The 18,500-nt window shown below is 50.1% G+C and carries 22 protein-coding genes; 8 read left to right on the top strand and 14 right to left on the bottom strand.

The window, feature by feature from the left end:
* The first annotated feature begins 106 nt into the window (after positions 1-106).
* Positions 107-1,090: a lipoyl synthase gene (lipA, locus tag HMPREF2700_RS07270; RefSeq protein ID WP_070591250.1), complete on the top strand. Its 984-nt coding sequence runs from the start codon at positions 107-109 to the stop codon at positions 1,088-1,090.
* A 202-nt stretch (positions 1,091-1,292) separates the two neighbouring features.
* Here lipA and hemB read toward each other — a convergent pair whose 3' ends face one another.
* From hemB to ybaK, 5 genes are all read right to left on the bottom strand, one after another.
* A complete protein-coding gene (gene hemB, locus HMPREF2700_RS07265; protein WP_039863499.1) occupies positions 1,293-2,294 on the bottom strand; it encodes a porphobilinogen synthase in 1,002 nt (333 codons plus the stop codon).
* Positions 2,295-2,326: 32 nt separating this feature from the next.
* Positions 2,327-3,037, bottom strand: coding sequence for a DUF6973 domain-containing protein (locus tag HMPREF2700_RS07260; RefSeq protein WP_070591248.1), 711 nt, complete (start codon positions 3,035-3,037; stop codon positions 2,327-2,329).
* Between the two features lie 160 nt (positions 3,038-3,197).
* Complete coding sequence (locus HMPREF2700_RS07255) at positions 3,198-4,070, bottom strand: DMT family transporter (RefSeq protein ID WP_070591247.1); 873 nt, start codon at positions 4,068-4,070, stop codon at positions 3,198-3,200.
* Between the two features lie 3 nt (positions 4,071-4,073).
* Positions 4,074-4,661, bottom strand: a complete 588-nt coding sequence (locus HMPREF2700_RS07250; protein WP_070591246.1) for a DnaJ domain-containing protein — start codon at positions 4,659-4,661, stop codon at positions 4,074-4,076.
* 14 nt (positions 4,662-4,675) lie between these two features.
* Entirely contained in the window at positions 4,676-5,161 is a 486-nt protein-coding gene (gene ybaK / locus HMPREF2700_RS07245; protein WP_049349836.1) for a Cys-tRNA(Pro) deacylase, read from the bottom strand.
* Positions 5,162-5,259: 98 nt separating this feature from the next.
* Between ybaK and HMPREF2700_RS07240 the strand changes: the two genes are divergently transcribed.
* Both HMPREF2700_RS07240 and ttcA read left to right on the top strand, forming a co-directional pair.
* The gene (locus tag HMPREF2700_RS07240) at positions 5,260-5,613 is read left to right on the top strand and encodes a RidA family protein (RefSeq protein WP_070591244.1); all 354 of its coding nucleotides are present in this window, start codon (positions 5,260-5,262) and stop codon (positions 5,611-5,613) included.
* Positions 5,614-5,741: 128 nt separating this feature from the next.
* Complete coding sequence (gene ttcA / locus HMPREF2700_RS07235) at positions 5,742-6,701, top strand: tRNA 2-thiocytidine(32) synthetase TtcA (protein ID WP_070591316.1); 960 nt, start codon at positions 5,742-5,744, stop codon at positions 6,699-6,701.
* A 92-nt stretch (positions 6,702-6,793) separates the two neighbouring features.
* On the opposite strand, the gene HMPREF2700_RS07230 is transcribed toward ttcA, so the two are convergent.
* Positions 6,794-7,414, bottom strand: a complete 621-nt coding sequence (locus tag HMPREF2700_RS07230) for a TetR/AcrR family transcriptional regulator (RefSeq protein WP_070591243.1) — start codon at positions 7,412-7,414, stop codon at positions 6,794-6,796.
* A 385-nt stretch (positions 7,415-7,799) separates the two neighbouring features.
* Between HMPREF2700_RS07230 and HMPREF2700_RS07225 the strand changes: the two genes are divergently transcribed.
* Together HMPREF2700_RS07225 and HMPREF2700_RS07220 are read left to right on the top strand one after the other, a co-directional pair.
* On the top strand, positions 7,800-9,845 hold the full coding sequence (locus tag HMPREF2700_RS07225) for a TonB-dependent receptor (RefSeq protein WP_070591241.1): 2,046 nt from the start codon (positions 7,800-7,802) through the stop codon (positions 9,843-9,845).
* Positions 9,846-10,161: 316 nt separating this feature from the next.
* Complete coding sequence (locus tag HMPREF2700_RS07220) at positions 10,162-10,560, top strand: extensin (protein ID WP_070591239.1); 399 nt, start codon at positions 10,162-10,164, stop codon at positions 10,558-10,560.
* Between the two features lie 199 nt (positions 10,561-10,759).
* On the opposite strand, the gene HMPREF2700_RS07215 is transcribed toward HMPREF2700_RS07220, so the two are convergent.
* The 5 genes from HMPREF2700_RS07215 to ygiD form a co-directional block, all read right to left on the bottom strand.
* Complete coding sequence (locus HMPREF2700_RS07215) at positions 10,760-11,137, bottom strand: hypothetical protein (protein WP_070591237.1); 378 nt, start codon at positions 11,135-11,137, stop codon at positions 10,760-10,762.
* 45 nt (positions 11,138-11,182) lie between these two features.
* Positions 11,183-11,506, bottom strand: a complete 324-nt coding sequence (locus HMPREF2700_RS07210) for a MoaF-related domain-containing protein (RefSeq protein WP_070591236.1) — start codon at positions 11,504-11,506, stop codon at positions 11,183-11,185.
* A 39-nt stretch (positions 11,507-11,545) separates the two neighbouring features.
* On the bottom strand, positions 11,546-11,920 hold the full coding sequence (locus tag HMPREF2700_RS07205) for a nuclear transport factor 2 family protein (protein WP_003710199.1): 375 nt from the start codon (positions 11,918-11,920) through the stop codon (positions 11,546-11,548).
* A gap of 117 nt (positions 11,921-12,037) precedes the next feature.
* Positions 12,038-12,457 carry a hypothetical protein gene (locus HMPREF2700_RS07200; RefSeq protein ID WP_070591235.1) on the bottom strand — a complete coding sequence of 140 codons (420 nt, stop codon included), beginning with the start codon at positions 12,455-12,457 and terminating at the stop codon, positions 12,038-12,040.
* A gap of 82 nt (positions 12,458-12,539) precedes the next feature.
* Positions 12,540-13,325, bottom strand: a complete 786-nt coding sequence (gene ygiD / locus HMPREF2700_RS07195) for a 4,5-DOPA-extradiol-dioxygenase (RefSeq protein ID WP_070591233.1) — start codon at positions 13,323-13,325, stop codon at positions 12,540-12,542.
* A gap of 305 nt (positions 13,326-13,630) precedes the next feature.
* On the opposite strand from ygiD, the gene HMPREF2700_RS07190 reads away from it, so the two are divergent.
* The 3 genes from HMPREF2700_RS07190 to HMPREF2700_RS07180 all read left to right on the top strand — a co-directional run bounded on the left by HMPREF2700_RS07190 (position 13,631) and on the right by HMPREF2700_RS07180 (position 16,281).
* Positions 13,631-14,257: an alpha-ketoglutarate-dependent dioxygenase AlkB family protein gene (locus tag HMPREF2700_RS07190; protein ID WP_070591232.1), complete on the top strand. Its 627-nt coding sequence runs from the start codon at positions 13,631-13,633 to the stop codon at positions 14,255-14,257.
* Positions 14,258-14,411: 154 nt separating this feature from the next.
* The gene (locus HMPREF2700_RS07185) at positions 14,412-15,650 is read left to right on the top strand and encodes an MFS transporter (RefSeq protein WP_070591230.1); all 1,239 of its coding nucleotides are present in this window, start codon (positions 14,412-14,414) and stop codon (positions 15,648-15,650) included.
* 142 nt (positions 15,651-15,792) lie between these two features.
* Positions 15,793-16,281 carry a DUF456 domain-containing protein gene (locus tag HMPREF2700_RS07180; protein ID WP_063075298.1) on the top strand — a complete coding sequence of 163 codons (489 nt, stop codon included), beginning with the start codon at positions 15,793-15,795 and terminating at the stop codon, positions 16,279-16,281.
* A 61-nt stretch (positions 16,282-16,342) separates the two neighbouring features.
* Here the strand turns inward: HMPREF2700_RS07180 and HMPREF2700_RS07175 are convergent, their stop codons facing one another.
* The 3 genes from HMPREF2700_RS07175 to HMPREF2700_RS07165 form a co-directional block, all read right to left on the bottom strand.
* Positions 16,343-17,002, bottom strand: coding sequence for a YecA family protein (locus tag HMPREF2700_RS07175; RefSeq protein WP_070591228.1), 660 nt, complete (start codon positions 17,000-17,002; stop codon positions 16,343-16,345).
* A 34-nt stretch (positions 17,003-17,036) separates the two neighbouring features.
* Complete coding sequence (locus HMPREF2700_RS07170) at positions 17,037-17,828, bottom strand: TrmH family RNA methyltransferase (protein WP_070591315.1); 792 nt, start codon at positions 17,826-17,828, stop codon at positions 17,037-17,039.
* Positions 17,829-17,946: 118 nt separating this feature from the next.
* On the bottom strand, positions 17,947-18,495 hold the full coding sequence (locus tag HMPREF2700_RS07165) for a sigma-E factor negative regulatory protein (RefSeq protein ID WP_070591227.1): 549 nt from the start codon (positions 18,493-18,495) through the stop codon (positions 17,947-17,949).
* Between the last annotated feature and the right edge of the window lie 5 nt (positions 18,496-18,500).

Raw genomic sequence — 18,500 nt, 5'->3', positions numbered from 1 at the left:
CAACGCCATCCTTTAACAGTCCCTCTGAACCCACAAGCCCTTAGGTCATAAAGACTACGATAAGCTTTTCAGACGGCCTTTATAACGACAGAAAGAACACATCACCATGAGTGAAGAAGTAAAACACGACCCCAAACGCGGCATCAAACTAAAAGGTGCAGACAAAACTGCACGTATTCCGATTAAAGTTGTTCCATTGGAACAAAAATTGAAAAAGCCCGAATGGATCCGTGCCAAATTACCGGGCAAGAAATTCTTTGAAATCAAAAACATTCTTCGCGAACAAAAAATGCATACCGTGTGCGAAGAAGCATCTTGTCCAAATATCAGCGAATGCTTTACCAAGGGTACGGCCACATTCATGATCATGGGCGATATTTGTACCCGCCGTTGCCCGTTCTGCGACGTTGGCCATGGCCGCCCCAATATGTTGGACCCTGACGAGCCTAAACACTTGGCCGAATCCGTCAAGTCCATGAACTTGCGCTATGTCGTGATTACTTCCGTCGACCGTGACGACCTGCGTGACGGCGGCGCTCAACACTTCGCCGACTGCATCAAAGCCATCCGCGAAACCAGCCCGAATACCAAAATTGAAATCCTCGTTCCCGATTTCCGCGGCCGTCTGGACATCGCACTGGAAATCTTGGCAGAAACACCGCCCGACGTGATGAACCACAACTTGGAAACCCATCCAAGCCTGTATAAAAAAGCCCGTCCGGGTGCCAACTACCAACATTCCCTCGAGCTTCTGCGCCGTTACAAAGAAATGATGCCCCATATCCCGACCAAGTCCGGCATCATGGTCGGCTTGGGCGAAACAGACGAGGACGTGCGCGAAATCATGCGCGATATGCGTGCCAACAATATCGAGATGATTACCATCGGCCAATATCTGCAACCTTCAGACGGCCACTTGCCCGTCTTGCGCTATGTAACGCCCGACCAATTCAAAGTTTTTGAAAAAGAAGCATACGAATTGGGCTTTACCAATGCCGCCATTGGCGCAATGGTTCGCTCCAGCTACCACGCAGACGAGCAAGCAGCCGAAGCTTTGCGTGAAACCCACGGCGGGTGTAGCCACCACTAAGGTTTAATCATATAAGGCCGTCTGAAAAATCAGAGAACTGTTTTTCAGACGGCCTTTATTTGGTCAAAATGACTATACAAGATTTTTTAGATTTTAAAAAATGAACTTTAGTCGGTTCTTATAGAGCCAATCTTAAGTAATATAAAAAAGCGGCAAAACAGGATAAACACTGTTTGCCGTTTTTTTAATTTATTTCTTTATTTTACTTCTTCAACAATTTTGCCGCTTCAATCGCATAGTAAGTCAAAATACCATCGGCACCGGCGCGTTTGAATGCCAACAGGCTTTCCAAAATGGTTTTTTCGCCATCCAGCCAACCGTTTTGAATGGCTGCCTGAAGCATGGCATATTCGCCAGAAACTTGATAAGCATAAGTCGGTACGCCAAATTCGTCTTTGACTCGACGGACGACATCCAGATACGGCAGACCCGGTTTTACCATTACCATATCTGCGCCCTCTTGAATATCCAATGCTACTTCATGCAAGGCTTCGTTAGTGTTTGCAGGATCCATTTGGTAGGTTTTCTTGTCTGCCTTACCCAAATTACCGGAGCTGCCGACGGCATCACGGAACGGACCGTAAAAAGCTGAAGCATATTTTGCAGAATATGCCATGATGCGTGTATGGATATGTCCGGCATCTTCTAAGGCTTCGCGGATGGCAAGAATACGTCCGTCCATCATGTCGGATGGTGCAATAACTTGTGCGCCTGCATCAGCATGACACAAAGCCTGTTTTACCAAAACTTCAATGGTTTCATCGTTGAGGACATAGCCATTTTCATCGGTTAAACCGTCTTGGCCGTGAATGGTATAAGGGTCCAAGGCAACGTCGGTCATGATACCCAGCTCTGGGAATTTCTCGCGCAGGGTTCGTACCACTGTCGGCACCAAGCCTTCAGGGTTATAAGCTTCCTCCGCAAACTCGGTTTTATTTTGCGTTACCACGGGAAACAAAGCCAGCATAGGAATACCGAGATTCAGTGCTTCTTCAGCGGTAAACAACAATTTGTCCAAACTTTGGCGTTTGACGCCGGGCATGGATGGCACTGCCTCTTCCTGATTCTGGCCTTCCAATACAAAAACCGGATAGATCAAATCATCTGCCGTCAAAGTATGCTCGCGCATCAGGCGACGTGAAAAATCGTCTTTACGCATACGGCGCATACGGGTGTTTGAGACATAACGCGGAGGAAAATTCATAATAATTGCCTTTAAATGATGAAGTCTTAAAATCAGTCTTCGACTTGACGCATGGCCTTAACCGAACGCTTGATTTCGCTGAGCGTATTGGTTTTATAACCGCTACGTTCCTGTTCGGTCATGCCGTTTTGATCCAATTTGGCGATATTTTTCAATGCCTCGGCATACTGGCCGTCTGAAAGTTTTTCCTGTTTGATGTGCCAACGGTTGTTCACTTCGGAAGCCGTCCACAAGCCTACTTTGTTGTAGTAGAACAAAATGCTTGCCGCCAGCGTTTTCATATCGCTGTCGGGCTTGGCACTGCCGATACTGCGGCCGATACGGTTGTTGCGCTGATCGACCGCTTGGTCGGCAAGGTAACGGCTGAAGTAGTCGTCTTTACCTTCACGCAATTCCATATCCGTCAGACGCGCATTACCTGCTTTTTCTGCAATAATGCTGTCGAATTTGGAAGCAATCGCCGCCTGCCACAATGCTTGGCGTACGGCATTGACTTGTGTCCCCCTGCTGTCGCCGTTTGCTTTGTCATCCAAACCTGAACGCTCGGCAAAACGTGCGGCATTGCTGGTCATATTGATTAAGCCTTCGTCTTCCATGCCGATAACTTGGGCGGCTACGGGATGGTTAAGCGCGAATTGAGCCATTTTACTGCGGCGGCTTTGATCTTCCTGATACGATTGGCAGCCGGACAATACCAGTATGCCGAGAACGGCGCATTGAATGTGTTTTTGAATATGTTTCATGATGTAACTATCGATATTATTGTGTGAGTTCAACTTCTTTGTTTAACATAGAAACGCCCGTAAGCGCAAAATAATTTCCATACGGCCAAATCGGCGCATGAATGGCTATTTTATAATAAAAATAAGGCCGTCTGAAAATTTTCAGACGGCATAAGTATTTTTAGCCTACCAAGCTGCGAATCTGCGGCCAGTAAAACAGGCAGGCTATCGAGCAAATAGCAATGCTGATACCGGCTGCGTTAATGCTGCTGATTTTTTCTTTAAATATTGCCGCACCAATCAGCGTACCCAAAACAATCACGCCAATATTCATACCGGCAAATACCAAGGTCGGATTATCCTTCATGATTTGGTGTGCCGAAATGTAGGTAACAATATTCAAAAAGTTCAGGCAGCCTAAAATCATTCCGCCCACTATGCCCTCTTTAGTCCATTTGCTTCCTTTGGCAAACAGGTAGCCAAACATCAAGACACCGGCCAAACAAAACGCCACCAGCAAATTACCGGCAAACGCGGTACCGCTTTTGGCCACTTGTTTGAACAAAATATCAATGACACCGTAGCCGCACCAGACTCCTAAAAGCAGCATCACTTGCGTGTTGAAGCCGCCGGATTTCTTGCCGCCATCGCTTTTCCAAAGCAAGAAAAACAGTGCCGTAAATGCCAATACCAAACCGATCAGACGGCCTTCAGTCAATTGCTCATGGAAAAGCGTAAATGAAGCGACAATCGGCAGAAACAGCGATAAGCGTTGCGCTGCATCCGATTTGACGATACCTGCCGCATCTACCGATTTGCCCATAATGACAAACACGCTTGGCAGCAATATACCCAAGGCCGCAAAAAGCCACCAAGTCGGTAAAAATACCTGCGGATTGCTCAAATCAGGCTTTAACACCAGCATGGTCAAAGTGACGGCAACGATATAGTTCACCGCCACCGCCTGCTCGATATTGATTTTTTGCTTGCACGCCACTTTCAGCAGTACTGAAACCAACACGCTGCAAACGATACTTGCCAATAAATATGCCATGCTTTAGAACCATCCTTGAGTGGAGACGGGCTTATCTTCATTCAGTTTAATCAGTCCAATGACTACACGGTAAATAAACCAAATGGCAGTTACCAACAGAATCAACCAACCAATTAAGATCAGTGTAGTAAAAGTTCCCAAAACTGTGCCTACCAAAGACACCCAAAATGTCTTAATCAAATAATCGATATGGCTGGCGTAAATACTGCCTTGAGCCTCATCGCGTTTAACATACGCCATAATCACACCGACAACGGGGGTAAACAAAATTAATAAGCCCACAGCGTATGTAACATAAGCAATAAAAACATAGTTTTTCACGTCAGAGTTGGGCGTATTGACCACATTTGTCGCCATATTAGTGAAGTTGTCGGTATTGGTTTCCTGACGCTCGTACTGCATAGCCGCATCATAAGCCAAACGTTTTTCCGGATGAGACAATACTTCAAACGCCTGTCCGATGGCTTTAAACCGCTCCGCATCTTTCTGAATATCCGGGTTGGACACCAATTTGCCGTAAGCCTCGCGGATAACGCTGATATCAGCATCCTGAGACACGCCCAAAACTTCGTATAAATTCACTTGTTCCATCCGTATTCCCTCCTTTACGCGTCCACTGCAACATGAACATTTTGCGGATTGAGCGTCCGCAGGTTTTCAGGCTTCATGCCCACGATAAACCCACGTTTGCCGCCATTGATAAAAATCTCGTCCAAAGCCCAAATGCTTTCTTCCACATAAACCGGCAATGCGGTTTTCATACCGAATGGCGACGTACCGCCGACCAAATAGCCTGTCCATTTCGCCGCCTGATCCGCCGTTGCCGGCTCGATGTGTTTCAAGCCCAGTTCACGCGCCAGATTGCGGGTGGAAATATGTTTGTCGCCGTGCATTAAAACAACCAAGCCTTTTTTATGCTCATCCTGCAAAACGATCGTTTTGATGACTTGATGCTCGGGCTTGCCCGTACATTCGGCAAAACGCGCCGTACCGCCATGTTCTTCATACGCGTAAACATAAGGGACAAAATCGATTTTCTTACTACGTAAAAAGCGCACTGCCTGCGTAACCGGATATTCTGCTTTACTCATGGTTGTTTTCCGCCACCCTTTTCAGACGGCCCCTCTTAAATGTGGAACGTAAACAACTGCAATGTTACCATACCTTCTTTTTGAAATCAGGAGACAACATGGACATCCGCTATCTTGGTGCAAGTAAACGCTATTCGGAAGCCGTCGTAGCCAACGGCTTAGTTTTCCTCTCCGGCATGGTTCCCGAAAATCCTGAAGCCGATGCCAAAGCGCAAACTGAAAATGTTTTGGCACAAATCGATTCATGGCTCGCCCAATGCCAATCCGACAAAGCCCATATTTTGGAGGCCACCATCTATCTGCCCGATATGAACGACTACGCCGCCATGAACGAAGCCTGGGACGCATGGACAGCCCTTGAACGCGCTCCGGTCCGCGCCTGCGTGGAGGCGAAACTGGCTTCGCCCGACTGGAAGGTTGAAATCAAAATTACCGCCCTTCAAATCAAATAAAACACAATCCTCAGGCCGTCTGAAAACGCCGCTTCAACCAAGCAAGTACAGTTTTTCAGACGGCCTTTATTCTTTTGCGGTACAATACCGCCCTTAAATTTTTCTATTATTTCAAAGCACAAACAGCCATGTCCAAAAAAACCAAGCAAGAATTAGAAAACAACAAACTCAGCAAACGTCTGCGCCACGCCGTTGGCGATGCCATTAACGATTTCAATATGATCGAGCCGGGCGACAAAATCATGGTCTGCCTCTCAGGTGGCAAAGACAGCTACGCCCTTTTAGATATTCTGCGCCAGCTTCAAGCCAGCGCACCGATTGATTTTGAACTGGTCGCCGTCAATCTCGACCAAAAACAGCCGGGCTTCCCTGAAGAAGTATTACCGACCTATCTCGAAAGCATCGGCGTTCCCTACAAAATCGTTGAAGAAGACACCTACTCGACAGTCAAACGCGTGTTGGACGAAGGTAAAACGACTTGCTCACTGTGCAGCCGTTTGCGCCGAGGCATCCTCTATCGCACTGCAAAAGAATTGGGCTGCACCAAAATCGCCTTGGGACACCACCGCGACGATATCCTCGCCACCATGTTCCTGAATATGTTTTACGGCGGCAAACTCAAAGCCATGCCACCCAAATTGGTGAGCGATAACGGCGAACACATCGTCATCCGTCCTCTGGCGTATGTTAAAGAGAAGGACTTGATCAAATACGCCGAGCTGAAGCAATTCCCGATTATCCCATGCAACCTCTGCGGCTCTCAGCCCAACCTGCAACGCCAAGTCATCGGCGATATGCTGCGCGACTGGGACAAACGCTTCCCTGGCCGTATTGAGTCTATGTTCTCCGCCCTGCAAAACGTCGTTCCATCGCATTTGGCCGATACCGAACTTTTCGACTTTGTCGGCTTGGAGCGCGGTCAAAGCCTGAAACACGGCGGCGACTTGGCGTTTGACAGCGAAAAAATGCCGGAACGTTTCTCCGACGGCAGCGAAGAAGACGAAAGCGAAATCAAAATCGAACCTCAAAAAGCCGAACGCAAAGTCATCAATATTTTGGCAAACAAACCCAAAACCTGCGGTATGTAAACGCGTTGAAACGTTCAGACGGCCTTTCGGTAGCTATTTACTGAAAGGCCGTCTGAATATTCATATTTGAAATTTTTTCTATTCTTTTTTATCTATTCTTTCCCTGACAAACCGTGCAGCAGCAATCCTAATATATCCTGCGGTAGCTTTTGCGGCGCAGCGGCATAAAGCGCGGCCAATTGCGGATGGTACATCAATATATCTGCCTGACGGATAAACAGGTCGATGAGCTCCACCGGCAAATCGGGCTGAATCAGGCGGCGTTGTTGTAGAGTATGGAAGAAGCCGCGCATAAAAGCGTATTTTTCTTCGTTCAATTCGTGGAAAAATCGCTCCAGCTCCAAATCGGTATTCTCCTCAATGTCGCGCAGGAAGGCGGAGGAATAGAGTTCCTCAAACGATTGTTTTTGCAGGGCGAACACGGCTTCGGCGGCTTCGCGCAGGCTGCATTGCCGTGCAAGCAGATTTTCAAATTCGGCACGGACTCGGTTTTTCTGCTCGGTAACGATTTCCTGCAAGAGCGCGTTTTTACCGCTGTAATATTTGTAAAAGGTAACGCGGCTGACGGCGGCCTCGGCGCAGATGCTGCCCACAGATACGGCGGAAAAACCTTGTTCGCGAAACAGTCGGTAGGCAACATCGATGATGATTTGTTGTTTGCTGGCGTTCATAACATTAAGAAGATTTTGATTTTGTTCATAAAGGGCTTTCATTAAATTTATCCGTAAGCAGGATACTCATCATATTTCCCCACAGCGTCAATGGCAATACGGCGGCGTTTCAGACGGCCTCTTTCCTTGTTCCTTCACTGCGCTACTGAATAGAGGCTGCCAGATACTTAGTAGGCCAAATTCATAAAGGTTACAGAATCACTCTCCTCCCTAAAATAGGAGAAGGAATTTTTTTAGACAATTTATTATAAGAGAGGAATTAAAGTGAATGATAAACACTTGCATTCCTGTTTTTTATTTCTTATACTTTACATTAATAGTTTGTTTTATGTAAATGTGTAAACACAAATATTTGCATACTGCCGAAGCGGTTGGATTATCTGATGTTCAATCAGCTCCGACGTATGCCGTCTAAAAGGATAAGGAAATGCAGAAACCCTCCCTCCGCCGCCTGCCTCTATTGATTGCCGCCGCCTTTGCTTCCGAATGGATTTATGCCGCCGATGCGGCGCAAGATGCGGAACAGGTGCAGTTAGAAGAAGTCGTCGTCACCGGCGAACGCACCAACCGCAGCGGCTTTGAAACCGCCACATCCAACCGCGTTTTCACCACGCCGAACATCGACCGCAGCGGCCACAACCTTTCTGCGACCGACCTGCTCAAACAGACTGTGAACACGGTGGACTTGGGCAGCGGCAACGATTTGCCGACCGTGCGCGGCGTGGACGGCTCGGGACCCGCCGTCGGCGCGGTGGCGTTTTTCGCGGGCACTAGGCCGCGCCTGAACCTCTCTATAGACGGCCGCTCCGCCACTTACAATGAATACGCCTTCGGCACGCAGTCGCTGTGGGACATGCAGCAGGTGGAAGTCTTGCGCGGACCGCAAAGCCATGTGCGCGGGCAGAACGCGGTGGCGGGCGCTGTGGTGATGCGCTCCAAAGACCCGACCGACGAATGGGAAGGCGCGCTGCGCTTGGGTTTGGGCAACCAGAAAACGCGCAATGTCGCCGGCGTCGTGTCCGGCCCGATTGTAAAAAACAACCTTGCCTTCCGCCTGAGCGCGGAGCGGCAGCAGCGCGAAAGCTACGAACCGTTCGTGTCCTACGAACCGACCGGCAACCCGCGCCGCGTGGAAAACACCAACGTGCGCTTCAAACTCCTGCTCACGCCCGAAAACCATCCCGATTTTTACAGTCGTCTGACACTGAACCACATCCGTTCGCGCGCGCCGCAAAACGAAATCATGGGCAACACCGCCAGCCGCCGTTTTTTAAAAGAAAAGCCCGTGTTCGTAACCGGCTCGACATCGGGCATCTGGGACGTATCGTGGCAGCTTAACGATTATCTGAAACTGGAAAACAAACTGGTTTACGGCCGCTACCACAACGAGCGGCTGCACCTACCGATGACCGTCAGCCCGCAAGGCGTGCCCGCCGAACTCAAAGGCCGCGAATTGCAATGGGAACCGGTACTGCATTTTTCCAACAAAGGCCGTCTGAAAGGCCTTGCCGGACTGCACTACTTCCGCAGCAAACAAGACGAATGGGTAGATATCCGCAGCGTCGGCGGCCGCAACACCTTTGACGACCGCAACAGCGTGCGCGCCCTGTTTGCCGAAACCACATACAGCCCCAGCGAAAAATGGGACATCACGGCCGCCGCCCGCATTGAAAAAGAAACGCACAAACGAAGCGGCGGCAGCGGCGCACTGCACCTTGATTTAGACAAAGGCCAGACCGTGTTCCTGCCCAAAATCGACATCGCCTTCAAACCCACCGACCAATGGGTCAGCGGCATCAAAGCCGCGCGCGGCTACAACCCCGGCGGAGCGGGCATCACCTTCGGCCGCCCTGTCGTAACCTACACTTATGAACCCGAATATGTGAACAACTACGAGTGGTACACCCGCTGGCGCAGCGCAGACCGCCGCTTGCAACTCTCCGGCAACCTGTTCCTGAACCACTACCGCGACATGCAGCTCCCCTTCTATCTGGGCACCAACTCCGTCGTCATCCGCAACGCCAAAAAAGTCCACACCTACGGCGCGGAACTTGCCGCCGACTGGCAGGCGACCGACAGCCTGAAACTCACCACCGGACTGGGGCTGCTCAACACCAAAATCAAAAGCTATCCCGACAGCGGCATCGAAGGCAACAAACTCGGCCGCGCACCCAAATACACCGCCAACATCGGCATGAAATACCTGAACGACAAAGGCTGGGAAGCCGGCGGCGACGTGCGCTTCTACGGCGGCTACTACTCCGCCGCCGACAATGCCGAATCAGGCAAAATCGGCGCATACAACCAAGTCAACCTCTACACCGCCTACAACTTCAAACAAGGCCGCATCTCGCTCTACGCCGACAACGTGTTCAACCGCCGCCGACCCATATTCATTTCCAGCGCCGACCGCCAAGACGCACTCTACCAACGCCCCAGAAGCGTAGGCGTGAGCGCGGAATGGAAGTTTTAGGCGTGGCTGAAATGATGGAGGCCGTCTGAAAAAAACGTAGATCGGGCATCAATGCCCTACCTACGGTTACTGGAATAACGAAGGTCGTCTGAAACGGCCGTAACAACCGACTGCCGTCATTAGCTTACGCAAGTCCGCTTCGCTACCCCCGCGCAGGCGGGAATCCAGAATGGAGACTCGAAGACACTTCTTTATCCGATAAGTTTCTGTGCGGATGGGTCTGGATTCCCGCATGCGCGGGAATGACGGCACAAGAAGTCTAATCATCAACAATATCCAACCTGCACCCAACCCCAAAAACACCCAAAGGAACCCCATGCACTACTTCACCCCCGCCCAAACCCTGCCCGAAGGCACCATCTACCTGACCGACCTGACCCACGTCGCCGACTTCGCCGACTGGCTGACCGAATTCGAAACCCTGTTAAATCAAAACACCCGCTTCGCCACCGTCTGCACCCCCATGCGTCGGCAGGTGAGCGACGAACAGCGCATTGCCGACCGCAAAACCTACATCGAATGGATAAAGGCACACCGGCCGCAACTCGCCGAACGCTGCGCCGCCATGCTCCTCATCGAACCCGACGCGGCGCAACTGGCGTTCTTCCGCGAACAATCGTCCAAACTCGCCCCCGCGCTGGGCGTGAACTACATCGTCGAAGCCGACGAGCAAACCGCCCTGCAAAAAGCGGAAGAAGCGTTGAAGGTCGTCTGAAAACTGGAACGGCGTGCGTGCGTTCCGCACACACCCTACTACGCAGGCGGGCTACGCTTGCTGCAACGCGTTACCGATGAATTGTTGAGATAAAGTTTGAATGGGAATAAGCGTTTGGATAAATAAAAAGGCCGTCTGACAGTTTCAGACGACCTTAAATTTTGCCAAAACAGAGGCACGTTCTACGTTTTAAAACCGCTCAAATCCCTTTTGTCAGTTGCTCAAATTCAGCGATGCTCATGGGCGTGTGGCTTTTAATCAGCACGATTTTATCCACGCGGCGGACGAGTTGCAGGGTGCAATCGGAAAAGCGCAGGGTTGTATCCGTCCAATCCAGATAACTGTATTTGGTTTCCAGCAGGTCTTTTCGGTCGGAAAATTGGGGAATCAGGTAGAAATAATGGTGCAATGCCTGATGATAATCGGCGAAGGCAACCTCTTCAAAATAAAACCATTTCCCTTTTATTTCAATTTGTCGGGCGCGTACGAATTGACCGCGCTTGAGCAGGCGGGCAGGACGTTTGCCGACAAAACAGAAGATGAGGACGGCGAAGACAAAAGCAAAAAGAAACCACATTGTTTTAAAAAACCGTCTGAAACAGACGTTCAGACGGCATATCGATTATTTCACTTCGGTAAACGTGCCTTTGTAATTCAGGAACGTATGGTCGGGCAAAGTGATGTTGGTGTAAACGACGGCGTTGTTGAAATCTTCGACGTGGGTTACGGTCGAGCCGTCAGGCTCTGTCCAGGTAACCATAAACACCATGTCGGCGACTTCGGTTGCGGTGTAGTTTACTTTGACCTCGGGTTCGGCAACGGGTTTTGCCGTGCCGATGCTGGTAAAGGTCATGGTTTTGCCGTCTGCGTCAAAATTCAGGTGGTAAGCCAGCTCGCCGAATTTTGCTTGGTAGATTTTGCCGACGGGGGGAAATTTATTTGCCATGATAGGCTCCTTCTTCGTTAAAATTTCGTTGTCAAACAATTATTTCACAGGGAACATCGCGTTGCCGTTTACAGCTTTATCCGCAGGCACTTCTTCCTGCATCACGTCCCAATGTTCCACTACTTTGCCGTTTTCCAAGCGGAAAATATCGACGGCAAGCATAGTTTTACCGCCCCAGTTGTTGTAGCGGCCGTGAACCATCACATAATCGCCGTCTTCCATAATGATGCCTTGTTCATAGCTCATCGCTTGTGCATCCGGCGATTGGATAAACCCGCGCAATACGTCCAAACCGTTGGGCATACTTGGGTTATGTTGGATCATATCGCCCGCCCAGTAGGTTTCGGCTTTTGCCACGTCTTTTTGGTTGAAAACAACATCTAAATAATCGCTCACGATTTTTGCATTAGACATAAAAATTCCTCTTAAAATGATAGTAAAAACAGCTAATTGCCGAAGCAAAAAGCGTGTAAAGATAGCACGTTGGTTGCGTGCCGTAAACCTGCTGACAAACAAGCAGGAAACTTTTGATTAATCGGCAATCGCCGCCGCCTCAAAGCCCAAATGGTGCATCCATTCGCGCATCACCAATACAAACGCTGCCGATACCGCATGATGGGCAAGTTTTGGCAAATCGTGGGTTGGGCGGTAGCCTGCTAATACAGCGAATGCCGTTTCAAAAATCTCGGTAGAAATCTGCCGATTTTCATCCGCCAATATTTGCAACGGTTCGGCGTGATAAAGTTCAATCACACGATAATCTTTTAAAACGTCGCGGTAAGGCGAAATCAAATCTTCCACCTGCATAATGGCTTCTTCCCACGCCATTTCGCTTGGCGGATAGGGCGTGAATCGGGCTTGCAGCTTTGCAACGGAAAGCAGAATGTCAATGGTTTGTCCGCCGAATTGCAGCACTAATTTTTCCGATTCAAAATAAAGTTTGGCGTTCATTTTGCTTCCTATTTTAGTAGGCGGGCATTCTTGCCCACCGTTTTCAGACGACCTTAAATTTTGGCGGGCAGAAAGGCACACCTTACCCGATTAAAACCGAAGTCATGCTTAACGATCCTGCCATCAATTCGTCGTTGAAAAATGCGACCTTATCATTCGGCTCACGCAATGCCATCACATAAAGCAGCGGCAGATAATGGTCGGGCGTCGGCACGGCAAGTTCGGCATTTTCGCCCAATTGCCCGTAATGCACCAGCAAATCATCGTTTTGCGCGTCAATGGCTTGGTTGATTTCATTACGGAAGGCAAACGCCCAATCGTAGCCCGCCCCGATTTGATTGATGTGTTCCCAACTGATCGCGCGCAAATTATGCACGATGTTGCCGCTGCCGATAATCAGCACGCCTTCATCACGCAGCGGGGCAAGTTTTTTCGCCAGCTCAAAATGCCACTTGGCAGGCTGCAAGCGGTTAATGCTCAACTGCACCACAGGCACATCGGCATCGGGATACAGATATTTCAACACCGTCCACGCGCCGTGGTCGAAACCGCGCGTCGGGTTCATCTCCACCGATTCCGGCGCCAATAATGACCGCACTTTTTCCGCCAATTCGGGCGAACCTTGCGCGGGATATTGCACTTGGCTGAGTTCTTCGGGAAAGCCGTGGAAATCGTAAATCATCGGCGGACTTTCGCCTGACGTAACCTGCAAACGGCTGCTGTACCAATGCGCCGAAATCATCAAAATGGCTTTGGGTTTTTCAAAGGTTTGCGTCGTTTGGCGGAAGTTTTGGTTAAACGGACTATTTTTGTCCAATGCATTCATCGGATTGCCATGACCGACAAACAAAACAGGCATTTTTTTCATGATTGTTCTCCTGTGGGTTTTCAATGGTCGGTATTATAACTGTATTCAGATAAGAAATGAATAATCATTTTTGAATAGATATGTTTACTATGAGTTAATAATCAAACGGGCAAACGGATATAAAGATAAATGTAGAGTGCGCCTGTCAAAAAACGTCGTCTGAAAAACAAAGCAATGTTAAGATAAACCGCACTTTTCAGACGACCATCAAGGAGAAAACATGAAAACCATCGGCATCATCGGCGGCTACCGCTGGCAACGCGGGCGCAAAATGGCGATATTGGCGCACGAATTGGGAGACGCTGATGACGCTTGACCTCTTCCCAGAAACCGCCAACCCGCACGCCAACCTCCTGCCCTACGACGGCATCGTCAGCAATTTCGGACGGATTTTCACCATCGCCGAAGCCGACCGTTATTTTGAAATTTTGCAGCGTGATATTCCCTGGCGGCACGACGAAGCCGTGATATTCGGCAAGCACATCATCACTGACCGCGAAGTTGCGTGGTACGGCGACACGTCCTACAACTACGGTTATTCCGGCGCAAACCGCATCGCCCTGCCGTGGGACGGCGTCTTGCCCGAACTCAAAAACCGCGTGGAAGCCGCCATCACCGACATCTGCCCCACCCGCTTCAACTCCTGCCTGCTCAACCGCTACAACAACGGCAACGAAGGCATGGCGTGGCACAGCGACGAAGGACAAGGTCTAGCCAAAGACAGTGCCATCGCCTCCCTCAGCCTCGGCGCAACGCGCAAATTTGCCTTCAAACACAAAGAAAGCAAGGAAAAACGCGAAATGTGGCTGGAACACGGCCAGCTCATTTTGATGCATGGCGAAACGCAGAAACACTGGCTGCACACCATCCTGAAAAGCACCCGCATCCAAGAGCCGCGGATTAATCTGACGTTTCGGGTGATGAAAGAATAAAAAGGGGCTGCTTTTTTCCATTTCAGACAGCCCCCGAAAGTCGTCTGAAAAACTGCTTGAAAATGTAGAACAGAGCCGTAGGTCGTCTGAAACGTTTTTCAGACGACCTACCGCACCCACATCATTCCCGTACACTCGCAATAGGGAGTCATCCATGTCCCAACAAACCCCGACATCCCCTGCCCCGCGCGACTGGCTGCTGCTTATCGGTGGCAGCACCTACAAATTCACGCTGACCGGTTTTTATCTGGTCGCGCTGGTCGCTATTTTGAAAAACCACGGTTACAGCCTGAACCAACTGAGCTGGATACATTTAATCGGCGGCATCGAAGCGGCGAAGGTGTTGTTTGCCGCGCTGATGGAGCGGCGGCCGGCGGGGCGGTTCGGACGGTTTCGCGGCTGGCTGCTGGCGGCGACGCTGGGGCTTTCGGCGGTGTTCGGGCTGATGGCCTGCACCGACATGACACGGAATTTCCCGCTGCTTCTGGCCTGCTGCGTTTTGCTCTCGGCCATGTCGGCGGTGTACGGCTGCGCGATGCTGGGCTTGTCATGCATCGTCTTGCCGCACCGCGAACGCGGTTTCGGCGGTGTGATCCAGACGATGGCGGCGCGCGGCGGCAAGATGATCGGCGGCGCGCTGGTGTTGTGGCTGTATCAGGAATACGGGCAGACGGCGGCGGCGGGCTTTATGCTGGCGTTCAGCCTGCTGATGTTACTGCAACTCTTGTGCTACCGCGAGCCGGAAAGCCCGACGGCACAAGGCGGTTTGATCGCGTTGGCGGCGCGGCTGGTCTCCTTTTGGCGGCAGCCTGAAACGGGCTGGCGGTGGCTGGTTTTGCTGTTTGCCGTTGCCGCGCCGTATGCGTTTGCGGCGGCGACTTTTGTGCCCAAGCTGGCGGATTTGGGCTTCACTCCAAAACAGACGGGTGGAATTCTAGCGGTGGGTATTCCTGTTGCCTGTCTGATTGTGACGCCGTTATCGGGCTGGTTTTCGCGCAATTATCCACGCCGCAAACTCGTGTTCCTGCTCTACACGTTGCAACTGCCGCTTTTGGCGTCCATGACCGCCATCGACGTGCTCGCCCGCGTCCACTCTTGGCTGCCGCCCGTGCAAATCATTGCCCTGAGCCTAAGCTACACGCTGCTGCTGCCGGTAATACTGGCATTGGTAATGGACAAATCCGACCGCGCCACCGCCGCACTCGACAGCAGCCTGCAATTCTCCGTGGTTCTGCTCGGCAGTTACGCGGCCGGTTTCTCCGCCCTGCGGCTGGCCAAGGCTATTGGTTATACGGATGCGTATTGGGTTGCAGTGTACTTAGCTATATTGGTAGGCCTGCTTTTATATTTGAATAAAAATTTATTTAATTATCCACAGCGTGATTCACAATAATGAGTTCAGATATTTACCCATCAATTTTAATTGAATGCTCCTCCGGATAATTTTTCATTTTATTGCACAATCTCTCAAAAAATATAACAAAAAGTGCCCATAATACTGCCGTTATTACACTCTTAAATTCAAAAGGAACCTCATGACTGCTGTTCTCATAGTTCTCGGCTTGATCGCCATTGTTGTCGGTATTTTGGGAACGATTTACCCTGCCTTACCCGGATTGGGTTTGATGTTTGGCGGCGCATGGTTGTTGGGTTATGCCGGCGATTATCAAGTGTTTGGCTCGGGTACGCTGACCTTTTTGGCCATCGTTGCCGTATTCGGTACTGCGATGGACTATGTGGCGGGTGCGTTGGGTGCAAAATATACCGGCGCAAGTAAAACCGCGGTTTGGGGTGCATTTATCGGCGGCATCGTCGGCGCATTCTTCTCCATTCCCGGCTTGTTGCTCGGCCCGTTGACCGGCGCGGCCATCGGCGAATTTATCGCACGCAAAGACACATGGCAGGCAGGCAAAGTCGGTATCGGTACGTTTATCGGCTTCATCATCGGTACCGTAGCTAAAATCGGCTGCGCATTAACTATTGCACTGACTATCCTGTTTGTTTGGTTAGCCTCATTCTTCTAAACAAAAAACATTAAAGGCCGTCTGAATTTCAAGCATTCAGACGGCCTTTTTATTTCATGGTTTATTTACCGCAGCAGGCTTTGTATTTTTTACCGTTGCCACACGGACAAGGATCGTTGCGACCTACTTTTTCGCCTTCACGGCGTACGGTTTGCGGTTTATTGATGATGGCCTGCCAGTACCAGTAAATATCAAGCAGGACATGCGGCAAGTCAGATTCCAGCTGGGTCAGCTCTTTTTCATTCAGATGCAAGATGACTTCGCCGTTTTCCTCATCGTCATAGATACCGCCCAAAGCCATAATCGGATAGAACAAATCTTCAAATTCTTCCTGATCGACTGCTTCAAACCAATCGGTAGGCACAATATCCAGTGCGTAAAGATAGGCGTTACACCAAGTGTAGAAATCCGGATTGCCGGCTTCATCTTCATAAAACCACAAATCAGGCAGAATTTTTTCATTGAGCTTCATGCGCATATCGGCGGCCATTGCCATGACCAAACGTTCGATTTCAGTGCGCTCTTTTGCATCAAACAAAGATTCCTCACCTAAAATCTCAGGCAGCCAGTTGGTTGGATTCAAAGCATCCGGACCGCTCAATAAAGCCATCATAAAACCTTGAACTTCATCACAACGCATGGTGTTGTGGGCTTCAGATTTGGCATCCAACAATTCCATCAATCGGCTGCGTGCCGCTTCATCAAAAGTCAGTATTTGCATTTTTGTTCCTTAAAATAAAATCGTATTATTGTTTTCAGACGGCCTGGGCATGGATACGCTGCCGCATTTGTTCAAACAGACAAACCGTTGCCGCCATCGCGACATTCAAGGATTCGGTTTGCCCCAACATGGGAATTTTGACACAGGCATCGGCCTTTTCTTTTGTCGTTTCGCTCACGCCGCTGCCTTCGTTGCCAAACACCCAAGCACAAGGTTGACCGAGGTCCATTTCATACAAACCGATATTGCGACCGCCCAAGGCGGTTGCCCAAATTTGATGCTGATACGTTTCCATCCAAGCGGATAATTCCACTCGGCTGAAAATAGACAGCAGAAAATGCGCGCCCATCCCCGCTCGCAACACTTTAGGCGACCAGATATCCACGGAATCATTGCTGCACACGATTTGCCTGACTCCGGCTGCCGCCGCACTGCGCAAAATCGTCCCTGCATTGCCGGGGTCTTGTACCCGCTCCAATACCACGCAATCGCCGTCTGAAGGCAAGTCTGCCTGCTGCGGAATATCAATCCAAGTCATCACATCATCGGCATCGGTCAGACTGGTGATTTTAGACAGTGCTTCGTTACCGACCCAAGTAATCAATCCCTCGTCCAACTGCGCCGTAATTTCTTGAATTTCAAGATGTTGCTGTTTCTTTTCAGGCAGATACACCTGTTTGGGCGTACCGCCGCTTTGCAAATAAGTTTGCAGCAGATGTACGCCTTCCAATACGGTTTCACCGCTTTCGCGCCTTGCTTTGGCCTGCGTCAGCAGACGGAATAAATGTTTGAGCTGTTCGTTTTGAGCAGAGGTAATCAGTTTCATGGAGCGCATTATAACTGTTTTGACTTCGTTGAAGCTATGCTTTCAGACGGCCTGACGGTTTTACTTCGGAAATAAAAAACCCTTGCAATGAAGCAAGGGTTTTACATGATTTCATTTTTTACTGTACAACAGTCTGTTGATCATTTTGCTGCTCGGTGCGAACAGTCGGACGATTTTCAAGTTTGCCGTCTTTTGCCGCATTCGGCACAACAGTCTCGCCAGGTTCGGAAGCTGCTTTTTCAACAGGCGTACCGCTTACCGGAATGATATTTTGGGCAGGCTGAACATTAGGCTTCTCTGCAACCGGCATAGACTCACGAGAAGTTTGCGGTGTAAATTGCCATACTGCAACAGCAATCGCACACACGCTGGCAGCGGCTGCGAAGAATTTGAAGAAGCCGCTATTGGCCGCTTCACGCTGAGCATATTTTTCCTGTTTGCCTTCAGCTTCGGCTTGAGGCACTGTAAATGCTTTGCTTTGCATGGTTTCACCTGCAACACTCGCCGCCGCACCCTGACGGATACAGTCGCCGATAATGTGGTACTCATGCCAAGCGCGCAAGGCCTCCTCGTCTGCCAATACGGCATCCAGCATTTCATCAGTCAATGCTTCGCCGTCCATCAATGCAGACACATACTCCAATGCTTTATTTGTTTTGTCGTTCATTTTTA

This window comes from Neisseria sp. HMSC068C04 (genome assembly GCF_001810105.1).
GTDB lineage: Bacteria > Pseudomonadota > Gammaproteobacteria > Burkholderiales > Neisseriaceae > Neisseria > Neisseria flavescens_B.
The sequence above is the reverse complement of the archived record's forward strand: the minus strand, read 5'-3'. Positions and strand labels throughout refer to the sequence as shown.